Source organism: Cohnella sp. GCM10012308 (assembly GCF_042649185.1).
Classification (GTDB): domain Bacteria; phylum Bacillota; class Bacilli; order Paenibacillales; family Paenibacillaceae; genus Cohnella.
In genome coordinates this window covers 1-15,246 of record NZ_JBHRYU010000009.1, presented here as the reverse complement: position 1 = coordinate 15,246, position 15,246 = coordinate 1, and the positions used below count along the sequence as shown (strand labels likewise).

The following is a 15,246-nucleotide window of genomic DNA, read 5'->3' as shown; positions in this document are numbered from 1 at the left end:
GTGTTCCGCTAATCGGCGCGCCGTCTTTTTATACATATGGATCGGCTTAAATTTAACTTAATGACACCCGGCGGATTGCAGATTCGTATGCAAATGGGAGGGATTAGGGGGAGCGGAGGAGTTTTTAAACGGTCATTATGCTATAATACGTTTAGACTAAAATCGACGAATCGTGATACGTTGACTAAATTCAACATAGCAATCGTTTTTGGAAAGCGGGGAATTCCTATTGCTGCTCGACAGCATCCATAGTCCAACCGACCTGAAGCGGCTGTCCATGTCAGAGCTTCCTCAGTTGGCCCAAGAGATCAGACAATTCCTAATTGAAAAGCTGTCCGTAACGGGCGGACATCTGGCGCCTAATCTGGGCGTCGTCGAACTGACGCTCGCGATGCACTATCTTTACGACAGCCCGACGGACAAGTTTTTGTTCGACGTGGGGCATCAGGCGTACGTCCACAAGATGCTCACCGGACGCATGGACCGGTTCGACACGCTGCGGCAAAAGGACGGATTGTGCGGCTTCGTCAAACGCTCGGAGAGCGAGCATGACGTTTGGGAGGCCGGTCACAGCAGCACCTCTCTGTCCGGCGCGATGGGGATGGCGCTCGCCCGCGATATGCAGGGTCGCTCCAACAAGGTGATCGCGGTTATCGGCGACGGCGCGCTCACCGGCGGCATGGCGCTCGAGGCGCTTAACCATATCGGCCATGAAAAGCGCAAGCTCACTGTCGTTCTGAATGACAACGAGATGTCCATTGCGCCAAACGTGGGTGCGCTTCACAATTATCTGGGCAAGGTTCGCAGCGACAAAACGTACCGCAAAGCCAAGGACGAGTTCGAGTGGCTGCTTCGCAAGGTTCCGGCGATCGGCGGCAAGCTTGCCCGAACCGCCGAGCGCCTCAAGGACAGCCTCAAGTACCTTGTCGTACCGGGCATGTTGTTCGAAGAGTTCGGCCTCAAGTATTTGGGACCGGTTGACGGTCACGATACGGAGAAGCTGATCGAAGCGTTCCGCCAAGCGGATAATTGCGAAGGTCCCGTGCTCGTTCACATCATCACGGTCAAGGGGAAAGGCTATTCTCCGGCAGAGGCCGATTCTCACAAGTGGCACGGGATTACCGGCTCCTACAAAATCGAGTCGGGCCAGGTGCTCAAGCCGGTCGGCCCGCCGATGTACACCGAGGTGTTCGGCAATGCGTTGATCGAGCTCGCCGAGAAGGACGACCGGATCATGGCGATTACGCCGGCCATGCCAGGCGGTTCCGGCTTGCTTGGCTTTGCCCAGCGCTTCCCCGGACGGATGATCGATGTCGGGATCGCGGAGCAGCATGCAGCCACGATGTCCGCAGCGCTGGCAATGGAGGGCATGAAGCCGGTTTACGCGGTTTATTCGACCTTTTTGCAGCGTGCCTACGATCAGGTTGTCCACGATATTTGCCGACATAATGCCAACGTGATTTTCGCCATCGACCGCGCGGGCTTCGTCGGCGGCGACGGCGAGACGCACCAAGGGGTTTACGATATCGCGTATCTGCGTCATATTCCGAATCTCGTGCTGATGATGCCGAAGGACGAGAACGAGCTGCGCCGGATGATGGGAACTGCGGTCGCTTATGACGACGGTCCGATCGCGATCCGCTATCCGCGCGAACAAGGCCGAGGCGTCGCGATGGACGACGAGTTGACCCCGATCCCGATCGGATCCTGGGAAGTCGTGCGGGACGGAGATTATGCCGCGATCCTCGCGATCGGCCCGATGGTTCAAGTCGCCGAGGAAGCGGCAGACCTACTTAAGCGCGAGGGACTCAGCGTGCGCGTCGTCAATGCGCGCTTCGTCAAGCCGCTTGACGAGGCGATGCTGGCGCAGCTTGCCAAGGAACATCTGCCGATGCTTGTGCTAGAAGAGGCGGCAGTCGCAGGCGGGCTCGGCAGCGCGATCCTCGAGCATTATGCGGAGCATGGATTGAAGCCGACCGTGCAGCTTGCGGGCATTCCGGACCGCTTCATCGAGCATGCGACGATCAAGGAGCAGCGCGCCGAAGTCGGCCTGACCGCCGAAGAAGCCGCGAAGCAGGTCCGGGCGTTCGCGCTGCTGAAGCGTCAGCGGCAGACGGCGAACTGACGCGATGTCGACGATAGCCAAAGAGCGAATCGACACGCTGCTCGTCGAACAAGGCTTTTTCGAAAGCCGCGCAAAGGCGCAGTCAGCCATCATGGCCGGACTGGTCCTCGTCGGCACCGAGCAAGTTGATAAGCCTGGAACCAAGATTCCGCGCGACGCATCGCTGACAGTCAAAGGCGCCGTCCATCCCTACGTGAGCCGCGGCGGCCTCAAGCTGGAAAAAGCGATCCGCGAGTTCGGCATCGACTTGAAGAATACGGTTATGATGGACATCGGCGCTTCGACCGGCGGATTTACGGATTGCGCGCTTCAGCATGGCGCTTCGTTCGTCTATGCAATAGACGTCGGCTACAATCAACTCGACTGGAGCCTGCGCCAGGAGCCCAGGGTCTGCGTGATGGAGCGCTGCAATTTCAGGCATATGACGCATGACCAACTGACGGGACCGACGCCGGCTTTTGCGTCGATCGACGTATCGTTTATTTCACTGAAGCTTATCCTGCCCGCGCTGCGTCCGTTGCTTGGACCCGGAGCCGGTACCGTCGCGCTCATCAAGCCTCAATTCGAGGCGGGTCGCGAGCAGGTCGGCAAGTCTGGCGTGGTGCGCGATCCGGACGTACATCTGAGCGTTCTGCGGGAAGTGTTGTCCACCGCGAATGCGCTCGGCTTTGAGCTCCAGGGCCTGACGTATTCCCCGATCACGGGGGGCGAAGGCAATATCGAATTTCTGGCGTATTGGAGGATTCCCGGCCCGCGTTCCGAACAATTGGACGGAGAACAACCAGAACAACCAGAGAATGAGCAAGCTGCGGCCGAGATGACTGAAGGTAAAGGTGTACGGATCGATTACGCGAGCAGCGACGGTCTGCTGCGAGGCTTGGTCGAAGAAGCCGGGGCCAACTTCAGGCATCGCGCATAGAGGCCGCCCATGCAGATGCGCACAGCAAATATGTTCAATTGAAACTCCGATATCTGCAATCGGTCCCGAACGCAAGGCCGTTAGGGTACTTACATTCCGCGTTCGCCGAAGCACGGCCGGCCGGTAGGCGCGCAAGCGCCCTCCGCACCGGTTTTTTTGCTTGCTCCAATATGATCCGATAGAGGAAACCCGGCCTGCCGCCGCGAATGAATGAGAATGCGGAGGAGGCGGGGCGATGGCTCGGTTCGGAGACGGTCTGATATTTGCGGCCGCGGTAGCGGCGATGATATGGTGGATCTGGCGCAGGTTCAGGCATTGGCTGCATGAGCCGCCAAGCTCTCGCCTGCGCAGGCTTGCACGGGACGGCGCACCGGGTGCCGAGGACGAAGGCGCGGCGCTGTTGCTCGAGCACGGCTACGAAGCGCTCTCCGGCAAGCACCGGGTACCTTTGGGCGTATCGGTCGATGACGGGCCGTACGAAGCGACACGCTTATACTTCGACTATGTGGCCGCCAAGGAAGAACGATATTATCTGGTGAAGCTCGAACGTGCTAGACAACCGATGGATTGGACCGCCAGCGGGATTCGCGAGCGGCTGCTCGTGTATGCGCTTTTGTTTCCCGAATGCGAAGGCATCATCGTCGCCGACCTGCGCGACAGGACGCTCAGAACGGTTAAATTCAAAATAGAGGAGGGCAAAGAATGAAAGGTCAGCGGCAAAGGAAAATTCGCGAGCTCATCGGCTTAAGCGAGATCGAGACGCAGGAAGACCTGGTAGAAGCCCTCCGCGCCCAAAGCTTTAACGTGACGCAAGCTACCGTCTCGCGCGACATTAAGGAGCTGCAACTCATCAAGGTGCCGCTTGGCGACGGCAGGTATAAATATGCCATGCCCCAGGACCAGCGCTTCAATCCGACGATGAAGCTGAAAAGGGCGATGATGGACCATTTTATCCATGCAGAGGCAGCCGAGAATCTGGTCGTCGTCAAGTGCCTGCCTGGAACGGCCGGCACGATCGCCGCGCTGCTGGACGGCATGGATTGGCCCGAAATCGTCGGCACGATCGGCGGAGACGATACGACATTGCTCATATGCCGCACCAAGGCGCAGGGCGAAGAAATCGTCAACCGCATTTTGGACATTATTCGTTAGTAGCCAGGCGACCTGTGCCGGCTGGGGAGGATGAGCGTCATATGCTGCAAGAGCTGTCCATTCGTCACTTGGCGGTAATCGAAAACATTCGGGTATCATTCAGACGGGGCTTCGAGGTGCTGACAGGCGAAACGGGCGCCGGAAAATCGATTATCATCGATGCGCTGGGCCTGATTGCCGGCGGACGCGGTTCGGCCGAGATGATCCGCCACGGCTGCGACAAAGCCGAGATCGAAGCGGTATTCGACCTCGATCCTGCTCATCCTGTATGGGGCGTGCTCGACCGGCACGGCGTGAACGCCGATCCGCAGGAGGCGCTGCTGGTACGCCGCGAGCTGCAGGCTCAAGGCAAATCGTCCGCGCGCGTCAACGGACAGCACGTCACGCTGACGATGCTGCGCGAGATCGGCGAGAACCTCGTCAACATTCACGGACAGCATGAGCATCAGTCCCTGCTGCGCACCGACCGTCATTTGGAATGGCTTGACTCTTTTGCGGGAGACGCCATCGGCTCGCTCAAGTCCGAATATCAAAACCGGTATCGGGAGTACGCAACGGTAAGCCGCGAGCGCCGGGAGCTGGACGAGCTCACCCGCCAACAGATGCAGATGCTGGACCTTTACCGGTACCAGCTTGATGAGATCGCCGAAGCGCGCCTGAAGCCGGGAGAGGACGAGTCGCTGGCCGAGGAGCGAAGGAAGCTTTCGCATGCCGAAAAGCTGGCCGAATCGGCTACCGAGGCCTACGATTTGCTTTACGGCAACAAAGGGCTAAGCGTCATGTCCAAAGCGATCGCCAAGCTGGAGGACATCGTCAAGGTCGATCCGGCGAAGCTCGGACCGCTCGTGGAACAGCTTCAATCGGCTTATTATGCGGCGGAGGACGTCGCTTACCAGCTGCGCGATTATAAAGAAGGCATCGAGTTTAATCCCGAGCGTCTGTCCGAGATCGAGATGCGGCTGGACCTTTTGTTCGGACTTCGCCGCAAGTACGGCGAGAGCGTAGCGGACATCCTCCAATATTATGCCCGTATTCAGGAAGATACGCAGCGCCTCGAAAATCGCGACGAGCTTCTTAAGGAGCTCAATGAACGCGAGGTCCGTCTGGAGACGGAGCTACGTGCTTTGGCCGACCGTCTGGGCGCCATTCGCAGGGAGACCGCCGCATTGCTCGCCGCGGAGATCGAGCAAGAGCTCAAGGGACTGCAGATGGAGCGGGCAGTATTCGAGGTGCGGCTGGTAACGACGGAGCAATTGAGTCCGACGGGCACCGATGCGGCCGAATTTCTGCTGTCCACGAATCCCGGCGAGCCTCCGAAGCCGCTTGCCCGCATCGCGTCAGGCGGCGAGATGTCGCGCGTTATGCTGGCGCTAAAAGCGATATTTGCCCGCATCGATCAGATTCCGGTGCTCGTGTTCGACGAAGTCGATACGGGCGTGAGCGGACGCGCCGCTCAATCGGTCGCCGACAAGCTGTCCCGGCTTGCGTCGCATTGCCAGGTGTTCTGCATCACGCATCTGCCGCAGGTCGCCTGCATGGCGGACGATCAATTCGAGATTGCCAAGCGGGTCACCGACGACGGCCGCACCTCGACCCGCGTCCGGATGCTTAGCGCCGAAGAACGCGTGGAGGAGCTCGCCCGAATGCTGGGCGGCGTGGAAGTGACCGATCGGACCCGCCATCACGCGCAAGAAATGTTAACGCTGGCTGAAGCCCAAAAATCGCGCCAGGACGCGTAAATTCGTGATTCGAGGAAGGTTTTCGGCAACATAAAAGGAGGAGGCCGCGGTTACCTTATAGTTACGTCGCCGGGCAGTGTCACGGTTCGCCGGTGTAGTCTGTAGGGAAGTGGTGAGAACTTGAACGGGAAGACCTCTTGGCGTCGCGTTTTTGGTCTATTCCTAGCGCTTATTCTAGGATTTGCCGTCTGTTCCGCACCGATGCGTCATTATGCCGCATTCCCGAATGAGCTTCGGTTGTTCGAGGGACAAGACAAGCACCTTCATTATGCGATGCCCGTGCATGCGCAGGGCTCGCTGGATTCGACGGTCGCTGAAGTCAATGGCTCGGCAAGTGCGAACGTGCGGATCGATCTTAATCATCCGGTGTCCATTCATTCCAAACGCAGCGGCCAAACCGAACTCAAGCTTAAGCTATTCGGCAGAATACCGTTCAAAACCGTCAAGCTGCAGGTCGTTCCGGATCTCAAAGTCATTCCCGGCGGCCAAACGATCGGCGTGAAGGTGAAGTCGGCTGGAATTATGGTGGTCGGGCATCACCTCGTTCAGACAGGTAGTCAGTCTCGGGTATCGCCTGGCGAGGACGCGAAGCTTCGGATGGGGGATCTGATCGTCTCCATCAACGGAGAGCCGGTCAACGATGTGAAGCGCGTCGCTCCGTTCGCCAAGCAAGCCGGTACGACGGGGCATCCGCTCAAGCTTGTCGTACAGCGGGGCAAGTCGCAATTCCGGACGTCGCTCACGCCGGTTTACGATCAGGAAGACAAAGCGTGGCGCATCGGACTTTATATCCGGGATTCGGCGGCAGGAGTCGGAACGTTGACCTTCTACGCGCCAGACCAAGGCGTGTACGGCGCGCTCGGTCATGTCATCACCGACATGGATACGCAGACGCCGATAACGGTGGGCAGCGGGCAAATTCTGCAGTCTAACGTCACGTCCATCGCGAAAAGCGAAAATGGAGATCCGGGCGAGAAGCGGGCGGAATTCGTACCGGGCAGCAAGACGCTCGGCAACGTGGAGCGCAATACGCCTTTCGGAATTTTCGGTCAAATGGGCGAGCTTCCGGGGCATGCCTACCAAGCGGAGCCGGTGCCGGTCGCATTCGCCGAAGAGGTCAAGGAAGGACCTGCCGAGATCTGGACGGTCGTCGGCGGCCAGAAGGTCGAGCGCTTCAAGATCGAGATCGTGCACGTATCGAGGCAGTCGTCTCCCGCGACAAAGGGGATGGTCATTCGCGTCACCGACCCGGACCTGATCAAGCGGACGGGCGGCATCGTTCAAGGGATGAGCGGCAGTCCGATTTTGCAAAACGGCAAGCTCGTCGGCGCCGTTACCCACGTTTTCGTCAACGATCCGGCGTCCGGCTACGGCTGCTACATCGAATGGATGCTTCAAGACGCGGGCATCATGCTGAAGCCGGGTCAAACAAAATCCAAGGCGGTATGACGCCTTGGATTTTCATGTTATTTAAAACGACATCGTTTTGTCGAAAAAAACCGAAATAGATCGGCAAATGACGTAAATTCTTTATTATATGTTATGTACATAAAAAAATAAAGAAAAAAATTCCGGCAAGAAGGAATTGCAAACGCTTTGTCGAATTCGGATAAGCAGGGAACGGTGAGCGTTTCTAACATTATCTTAAGCTTGTGAGGGAGGATACAACATTGCCGCGGATCGAAGTATTTCTTGCAGATGATAACCGTGAATTCACCAACCTGCTATCCGAGTACATCGAAGAGCAGGAGGACATGACCGTCATCGGCGTGGCGTACAACGGAGAAGAGGTCATTCGTCAGCTGGAAGAAACCCGGAATATTCCGGATGTGATGATTCTGGATATTATTATGCCTCACCTGGACGGCCTCGGCGTATTGGAAAAGCTGCGGGACTTGAACTTGTCCCCCATGCCCAAGATCATCATGCTCACCGCATTCGGCCAAGAGAACATCACGCAACGCGCGGTACAGCTGGGCGCCTCCTATTATATTTTGAAACCGTTCGACATGGACGTGCTCGCGAACCGCATTCGCCAGCTTGCAGGCACGCCGTCGCAAATTCCGGTATCCGTCAATTCAGGCTCGTCTTCCTTCAGCGGCGGCTCGCGCTCGAATATCGTGCCGATCGGCAAACCGAAAAATCTCGATGCCAACATCACCAGCATCATTCACGAGATCGGCGTGCCGGCGCATATCAAAGGCTACCAATACCTGCGCGAAGCGATCACGATGGTTTACAATAATATCGAGATCCTGGGCGCAATTACCAAAACGCTGTATCCGGCCATCGCCGAAAAGTTCAAAACGACGCCGAGCCGCGTCGAACGCGCGATCCGCCATGCGATCGAAGTCGCCTGGACGCGGGGCAACATCGACAGCATCAGCCACCTTTTCGGCTATACGATCAATATCGCCAAGTCCAAGCCGACCAATAGCGAATTCATCGCGATGGTGGCCGACAAGCTTCGGATCGAGCACAAGGTTAGCTAGGAAACGGGGCGAAATAAAGCGAATCGTACGTTCGCGCAATTGTTTCTGACACGCCGCTCCATCATCGGATGCTTGCAGCCGACGATGGAGCGGCGTTATTTATTGTCGACACTGTTGGTATAGGATGGTAAGATAGGCCTGTTGTGTCCAATTGGTGAACGCGAGACAAGCATTAGAAACAAGGGGGTCATGCAAAATGAATCATGCGATAGAAAGACGCATCGCCGATCTTGAGCAGTACCGTCCGGCGCTGACAGCCGAGCCGGATCTGGAATCATTTTGGAACGATACGCTGTCGGCCGCGAAGGCTAAGCCGCTTAACGGCACGCGGCAGTTGACAAAGACCCCGCTCGACGGCATGGAAGCGTTTAAAGTCGAATACGAAGGCTTCGACAGCACCCGCATTCACGGCTGGTTCATTTTGCCGAAAAACAGGCCGATCGATGCTAAGCTCCCTTGCGTCGTTCTTTATCACGGTTATACGGGCAGCAAGGGATATCCCGAAGATTTTGCGCAGTATGCGATGATGGGCGTCGCCGCATTCGCCGTAGACATCCGCGGCCAAGGCGGAGATACGGGCAATTTGCTCGCTCAGCGGCACGGAATGACGCGCGGATGGCTGACGCAAAACATTTTGGACAAAGACGAATGTTACTATAAAGCGATCTCGCTCGATGCGCTGAAGGCCCTGGAATGGGCTGCCGCGCAACCGGAAGTCGACGCCGGGCGCATTTGCGCGATGGGAGGCAGCCAGGGGGGCGGACTTGCGCTCCTTGCCGCTGCGTTGTCCGAAGTTCCTTCGGTCGCGGTTGCGCATATCCCCAACATGTGTCACATGGATTTCGGCATTTTGAACTCTACTAGCTCGCTTACCGAAGCATCCGATTTCTTGAACCGTTTTCCGGACAAGCTGGACGAGGTGCTGCGGACGCTCAGCTACTTCGACATGATGAACCTGGCGCACCGCATTCGCATTCCGCTGCTTGTCTCGGTCGGTCTTAAAGACCCGGTCACGATGCCCGAAACGATATTCGCGGCCTACAACCGGATTGAAACGGATAAACGAATCGAGGTTTACCCTTTTCAGGGACATGCGGTTGGCGGCGACCAGAATCGCAAAGCGCTCGAATTTATCCGTTCGCGCTTCAATTTTTAGCTGGATTTAAGGTATCTTGTCCATAATTTGATATAGTGGATGAATGATTCGTTAACATTTGAGGAGGAAGAATAGGAATGAGCGACTTGGAAAAGGACCCGAACAACCCAGCCAGAAGGGATGGGACTTCGGACGAAAATAGCGATCAAACGCGCGTACAATCGATCGATGACGCTGCAGACCCGGTCGATTCGTACAAAGAAGATATCGCGCCCGAGGCTCGCGAATCGGCAGTGGGACCAGCCGCAAACACGCCGGCGGCCGCAGGATCCAAGGCTTCTGTCATCGTGCCTTGGATCGTCGCGGTCATTGCGGTCATCGCGCTTGCCGTCGTATTGATTCGCCAGAACGACGACGGCGATACCCTTAAGGGCGCGGTCGGTACGTTAAACGGGAAGGACATTACCAAAAACGAATTTTATACGGTCATGTACGATCAGGTCGGCAAGGACCAGGCGGGCTCCATGCTCGATAACTATATGACGCTGAAGCTGATCGAAGGCGAAGCCGAAAAAGCGGGCCTGACCGAAGCGGCTGCGCAGGAAGCCGTCGATCAGGAAGTCGTCAAGATCAAGGCGCAATATAACTTCGCGACGGACGCCGATTTTGAAAACGCCTTGTCTTCGAGCGGCACGACGCTCGAAGCGTACAAGAAAAACCAGATTCTGCCGCAAGTCGAGCTTCGCGCGATTTTCGAAAAGAAGCTCGCGCCTAAGGAAGAGGATCTCAAAGCCTATTTCGATAAGAACAAAGCCAATTTCGATACGGCCGAGCAGGTTCGCGCCTCGCATATTTTGCTGGCAACCAAAGAAGAAGCCGAAGCTGTACTCAAGGATCTTAAAGGCGGCGCAGACTTTGCGACGGTCGCGAAGGAGAAGTCGACCGACACCGGCTCTCAGGCCAACGGCGGCGATCTAGGATTCTTCGGCAAGGGCGTTATGAACGAACAGTTCGAGACGGCTGCTTTCAAGCTTAAGAAGGGTGAAATGAGCGGTGTCGTCGAATCTCCGAACGGCTTCCATATCATTCTTTTAACGGACCGCAAAGATGCGGTGGCATCCACGTACGACTCGGCCAAAGACAAGGTGAAGTCCGCTTATCTCGACGAAAAAGTGAACGAAGGCGCATCCGAATGGATCGAAACGGCCAAAAAGGATGCAGGCTACGAAAACCTGCTGACGAAGGAAGAAGAACCGGCAGCGTCCGCGTCGCCTGAGTCTTCCCCGGCCGCATCTGGGTCGGCTTCCCCGGCCGCTTCGGCCTCCGCCAGCGCTAGCGAATAAGCTGTTAATCGCGCGCATCTTACAAATGCTTAAAATCAAGCCGCCGCATTCTCTTCGGAGAGGCGGCGGTTTTGTTTGTCGTTCATCATGCATTTGTCAAAAATGATTGAAATCAATAATGATATTCATTATCATTGAAACATGCGCATTCGTCCTTGTGTAACCCGGAGCGGGCGGGGTATGCTGGTCACATCGCGTTCCGACGGACGGAACGCAGACGCACACGGCGGAGCTAACGTTATCCGGCTGCCGTCCATGGGAGGAAATGGATTTGATTCGCCGTTTTATGTCGTATTACAAACCGTATAAAGGCCTGTTTTATCTCGATTTTTGCTGTGCGATTTTTGCGGCGCTCCTGGAGCTTGGCTTTCCGCTCGCGCTGAACCACGTTGTCGACAAGCTTTTGCCGAGCAAGGATTGGGAACCCATCCTGTGGGCGTGCGGAGGGCTTCTCGCCGTATACGTGCTCAACGCCTTTATGCAATTCGTCGTAACCTACTGGGGACATATGCTCGGCATCAACATCGAGACCGATATGCGCCGCAACCTGTTCGCGCATTTGCAGAAGCTGTCCTTCAAATTTTACGACAATACGAAGACCGGCCATCTGATGTCCCGCATGTCCACCGATCTGATGGACATCGGCGAAGTCGCTCACCACGGACCCGAAGACGTGTTCATCGCCGTCATGACGCTGGCCGGCGCGTTCGGTCTCATGCTGTACATCCATCCTGAGATGGCGATCATAACCTTCGCAACCGTTCCCGTGATGATCGTGCTGTCGATCTATTTCAATGGCAGAATGACGGGCGCGATGAACAAAATGTTCGGCAGCATGGGAGATTACAACGCCCGGGTCGAGGACAACATCGGGGGCATCCGCGTCGTGCAAGCGTTCGGCAACGAAGACCACGAGATGTCGCTGTTCAAGGTCAACAATCAGCTGTTCCGGAAGGCCAAGCTGCTCGGCTACAAGATTTTGGCGCGCAGCGCGACTGCAAGCTATATGCTGATGCGTCTCGTATCGCTGGTCGTTATGGTCGCGGGTGCCTGGTTCGTCATTCGGGGCGAGCTCCGTTACGGCGAATTTCTGGCGTTTATTTTGCTGACCAACGTGCTGTTCAGACCGATCGAGAAAATAAACGCGGTTATCGAGCTTTATCCGAAAGGCATCGCCGGATTCAAACGGTACATCGAGCTTATGGATACCGAACCGGACGTGTCCGACGCGCACGATGCGGTCGACGTCCGCAAGGTCGTCGGCGAAATACGCTACCAGAACGTATCGTTCGGTTATGAGTCGCATACGCAGGCGCTGAGCGGCATCGACCTGTCCATCCGGGCGGGAGAGACGGTCGCTTTCGTCGGTCCGTCGGGCGCCGGGAAGACGACGTTGTGCAGCTTGCTGCCGCGCTTTTACGAGGTGTCCGGGGGCTCGATCACGGTCGACGGCATCGATATCCGCCGGATGAAGCTCGCTTCGCTGCGGCGACAGATCGGCGTCGTGCAGCAGGACGTCTTTCTTTTCTCCGGGACGGTACGTGAAAATATCGCCTACGGCAAGCTGGGCGCGGACGAAGAGGAAATATGGACTGCAGCGCGCAGAGCCAAGCTCGAGGATTTCATCCGCGCGCAGCCGCTTGGTCTGGATACGATCATCGGCGAGCGCGGCGTGAAGCTGTCCGGCGGTCAGAAGCAGCGGCTCGCCATCGCGCGCATGTTCCTGAAAAACCCGCCGATCCTCATCCTGGACGAAGCGACCTCCGCGCTCGATACCGAGACGGAAGCCGCGATCCAGCAATCGCTGTCCGAGCTTTCCGAAGGCCGCACGACGCTTGTGATCGCGCATCGGCTCGCTACGATCAAGGACGCGGACCGCATCGTCGTCGTTACGGAGGACGGTATCGCGGAGCAAGGCAGGCATGAAGAACTCGTACGGACCGGCGGTATTTACAGCCGTCTTCACCAAGCTCAATTTAGCGCGGCACGGTAGTCATTTAACGTTAGAGTCGAGGCAGGTATTGAACCTATGGCAACAGTTTCAAACGGGGAGGGCGCGGCAGCTTCGACGAAGAAGCTACGCACCCGGCCTCTGGCCGCTTCCGTCATCTTGATCGGCGGCTTGGTATTGCTCGCATTTTCCATGGCTTTATCCATCTCGATCGGGGCCAAGGATATCAGTTTGTCCGTCGTCTGGGAAGCGATCCGGCACTTTGATAAAGATCTGACGGATCATCAGATTATCCGCTCGCTGCGGATGCCTCGTACGCTTGCTTGCGCGCTCACGGGTGCCGCCTTCGCCGTAGCCGGCTCCGTCATGCAGGGCATGACGCGCAATCCGCTGGCCGACCCCGGACTGCTCGGGATCAACGCGGGCGCGGGCTTCATGCTGGCGATCAGCTTCGCGTTTATCCCGCATCTGCTGTTCAATCAGTTGATCTGGATGTCTTTCGCCGGCGCTGCGGGCGCCACGGCGCTGATCTACGGACTGGGCAGCCTGTCGCGGGGCGGTCTGACGCCGGTCCGGTTGGCGCTGGCCGGCTCGGCCGTATCGGCGCTCCTGCTCGCGATCAGCGAAGGCATCGCCTTGAAGTACCGGATCGGCCAGAGCCTGGATTTTTGGCTGTTCGGCGGCGCCGCGGGCGTGCGGTGGGCGCAGGTGGACGTCATTCTGTGGTGGATCGGCGGCGGCTTGATCGCGTCGATGGTGCTGGCTCGGTACATCACGCTGCTTAGCCTTGGCGAAGAGACGGCAGCGGGCATCGGCGTGCGCGTCGGCCTGATCAAGTTTATCGGAGCCATCGTCATTCTGATTCTGGCCGGCGCGTCCGTGGCGGTCGTCGGCTTCGTCAGTTTTATCGGGCTGATGGTGCCGCATATTACCCGTTACCTGGTCGGCGTCAGCTACCGATGGATCATTCCATGCTCGGCCATTCTGGGGGCGCTGCTGTTCGTGCTTGCGGATCTTGGCGCCAGAATGGTGCGTCCGGGCTCGGAGACGCCTGTCGGCGCGCTTATCGCCATTATTGGCGTGCCGTTCCTCCTGTATCTTGCCAGACGAGAAAGGAGGGAGCTGTGATGGCCGCGAAGTCGATCTATGCAGCCTCGGACACCAAACGAAGAGCGAAGGCATGGTCCACCGTCGTCGGGTTGGCGCTGCTCGTCGTCGTCGTTTTCGTAATCAGCATGAACACCGGATACATACGGCTCAGCCCGCTTGACGTCGGCAAAACGCTTATGGGCTTCGGCACGGACAAGCAAGAGCTCATCCTGTTCCAGTTCAGACTGCCTCGTATCGTCATCTCGGTGCTCGTCGGCGCCGGCTTCGCGCTTGCCGGCTGCATCCTGCAGGGAATCACCCGCAATCCGCTCGCGGATCCCGGTCTTATCGGCGTCAATGCAGGCGCGAGCCTCATGGTTATCCTGTTCGTCGCGCTGCGCCCTTCCATTAGCGCCGCTCCGCCGTACACGTTGCCATTCCTTGCGTTTTTCGGCGCGGCTGCGGCTGGCGCGACCGTTTACTTCCTCGCCTACAAAAAATCGGACGGCGTCTCCGTGATGCGTCTCATACTCGTGGGCATCGCGGTGCAGGCGGGCATCAGCGCGGCGATTGTCGTCCTGACGATGCGCCTCAATCCCGAGCAGTACCAGTTCGCAGCGACCTGGCTCGCCGGCAGTCTGTGGGGAACCAATTGGAAGTTCGTGCTGACGCTGCTCCCTTGGATGGCGGTATTTATCCCGTTCGTCTTGTCAAAGGCCAGAACGCTGAACGTGCTAAGCTTAGGCGATCACTTGTCCGTGGGTCTGGGCGCCCGGCTGCAGCGCGAACGGCTGCTGCTGCTCCTCGCGGCGGTCGCGCTCGCAGGCAGCTGCGTCGCCGTCGGCGGCGCGATCAGCTTCATCGGGCTGATCGGGCCGCATCTCGCCAGACGGCTCGTCGGCTCGAGGCACGAGATTTTGCTTGCCGCGTCGGCGTTGTCGGGCAGCGTGCTTCTGATCGCGGCGGACACGATCAGCCGTATCTCCGACACGCCGACGGGCATCATCGTCGCGATCATCGGCGCGCCGTATTTTATTTATTTGCTCGCGCGGGCAAGGTAAAGTCTGGCGGCGTTAAGCTGACGTAGGCGTAGGCGTAGGCGTAGGCGGATAGCGGCTAGAAGTACGCGACGAGAGGTATGCGCGGTCATGACGGACTCAGGAGCCGCTATTTCAGAAGAAACGGCGTTTTTGTGCGAGAAACGGACACAGGCTCACTAGCGTTGCATAAAAGCTGCCTTGGATTGAGGAGTTTCCTCAAAAAGTGCCTTAATGTAAAATTTTACATCCGCATTTCGCTCGACTTTTTAAAAAGAGCAGAGGCATGCTACAGTAGGTTGC

General features: G+C 57.6%; 12 protein-coding genes. All 12 read left to right on the top strand.

Going from position 1 to position 15,246, the window contains the following annotated elements; translation table 11 throughout:
• The first annotated feature begins 229 nt into the window (after positions 1-229).
• The 12 genes from dxs (at position 230) to ACFOTD_RS12535 (ending at position 14,967) form a co-directional block, all read left to right on the top strand.
• Positions 230-2,125, top strand: a complete 1,896-nt coding sequence (dxs, locus tag ACFOTD_RS12590; protein ID WP_378119182.1) for a 1-deoxy-D-xylulose-5-phosphate synthase — start codon at positions 230-232, stop codon at positions 2,123-2,125.
• A gap of 4 nt (positions 2,126-2,129) precedes the next feature.
• Positions 2,130-3,044 (top strand): TlyA family RNA methyltransferase, encoded by a 915-nt coding sequence (locus ACFOTD_RS12585; protein WP_378119180.1) that lies wholly within the window; start codon positions 2,130-2,132, stop codon positions 3,042-3,044.
• Positions 3,045-3,279: 235 nt separating this feature from the next.
• On the top strand, positions 3,280-3,750 hold the full coding sequence (locus ACFOTD_RS12580) for a hypothetical protein (RefSeq protein WP_378119178.1): 471 nt from the start codon (positions 3,280-3,282) through the stop codon (positions 3,748-3,750).
• Entirely contained in the window at positions 3,747-4,196 is a 450-nt protein-coding gene (ahrC, locus tag ACFOTD_RS12575) for a transcriptional regulator AhrC/ArgR (protein ID WP_378119176.1), read from the top strand. Before ACFOTD_RS12580 ends, ahrC begins: the two co-directional genes overlap by 4 nt.
• Before the next feature lie 41 nt (positions 4,197-4,237).
• Positions 4,238-5,935 carry a DNA repair protein RecN gene (recN, locus tag ACFOTD_RS12570; protein ID WP_378119174.1) on the top strand — a complete coding sequence of 566 codons (1,698 nt, stop codon included), beginning with the start codon at positions 4,238-4,240 and terminating at the stop codon, positions 5,933-5,935.
• Between the two features lie 120 nt (positions 5,936-6,055).
• Positions 6,056-7,384: a SpoIVB peptidase gene (spoIVB, locus tag ACFOTD_RS12565; protein WP_378119172.1), complete on the top strand. Its 1,329-nt coding sequence runs from the start codon at positions 6,056-6,058 to the stop codon at positions 7,382-7,384.
• A gap of 221 nt (positions 7,385-7,605) precedes the next feature.
• Entirely contained in the window at positions 7,606-8,427 is an 822-nt protein-coding gene (gene spo0A, locus ACFOTD_RS12560; protein ID WP_378119170.1) for a sporulation transcription factor Spo0A, read from the top strand.
• Between the two features lie 196 nt (positions 8,428-8,623).
• Positions 8,624-9,583 carry an acetylxylan esterase gene (locus ACFOTD_RS12555; protein ID WP_378119169.1) on the top strand — a complete coding sequence of 320 codons (960 nt, stop codon included), beginning with the start codon at positions 8,624-8,626 and terminating at the stop codon, positions 9,581-9,583.
• A 77-nt stretch (positions 9,584-9,660) separates the two neighbouring features.
• The gene (locus ACFOTD_RS12550; RefSeq protein ID WP_378119167.1) at positions 9,661-10,866 is read left to right on the top strand and encodes a peptidylprolyl isomerase; all 1,206 of its coding nucleotides are present in this window, start codon (positions 9,661-9,663) and stop codon (positions 10,864-10,866) included.
• Between the two features lie 271 nt (positions 10,867-11,137).
• Entirely contained in the window at positions 11,138-12,859 is a 1,722-nt protein-coding gene (locus tag ACFOTD_RS12545) for an ABC transporter ATP-binding protein (RefSeq protein WP_378119165.1), read from the top strand.
• 36 nt (positions 12,860-12,895) lie between these two features.
• Positions 12,896-13,945, top strand: coding sequence for a FecCD family ABC transporter permease (locus ACFOTD_RS12540; RefSeq protein ID WP_378119163.1), 1,050 nt, complete (start codon positions 12,896-12,898; stop codon positions 13,943-13,945).
• The gene (locus ACFOTD_RS12535; RefSeq protein ID WP_378119161.1) at positions 13,945-14,967 is read left to right on the top strand and encodes a FecCD family ABC transporter permease; all 1,023 of its coding nucleotides are present in this window, start codon (positions 13,945-13,947) and stop codon (positions 14,965-14,967) included. The genes ACFOTD_RS12540 and ACFOTD_RS12535 overlap by 1 nt, the downstream gene beginning before the upstream one ends.
• The last annotated feature ends 279 nt before the right edge of the window (positions 14,968-15,246 follow it).

Excerpts from the sequence above, each read along its gene's own strand:
- ACFOTD_RS12540 (WP_378119163.1), top strand. The coding sequence starts at position 12,896 with ATGGCAACAGTTTCAAACGGGGAGGGCGCGGCAGCTTCGACGAAGAAG.
- recN (WP_378119174.1), top strand. The coding sequence starts at position 4,238 with ATGCTGCAAGAGCTGTCCATTCGTCACTTGGCGGTAATCGAAAACATT.
- ACFOTD_RS12535 (WP_378119161.1), top strand. The coding sequence starts at position 13,945 with ATGGCCGCGAAGTCGATCTATGCAGCCTCGGACACCAAACGAAGAGCG.
- ACFOTD_RS12585 (WP_378119180.1), top strand. The coding sequence starts at position 2,130 with ATGTCGACGATAGCCAAAGAGCGAATCGACACGCTGCTCGTCGAACAA.
- ACFOTD_RS12555 (WP_378119169.1), top strand. The coding sequence starts at position 8,624 with ATGAATCATGCGATAGAAAGACGCATCGCCGATCTTGAGCAGTACCGT.
- ACFOTD_RS12550 (WP_378119167.1), top strand. The coding sequence starts at position 9,661 with ATGAGCGACTTGGAAAAGGACCCGAACAACCCAGCCAGAAGGGATGGG.
- ACFOTD_RS12580 (WP_378119178.1), top strand. The coding sequence starts at position 3,280 with ATGGCTCGGTTCGGAGACGGTCTGATATTTGCGGCCGCGGTAGCGGCG.
- ahrC (WP_378119176.1), top strand. The coding sequence starts at position 3,747 with ATGAAAGGTCAGCGGCAAAGGAAAATTCGCGAGCTCATCGGCTTAAGC.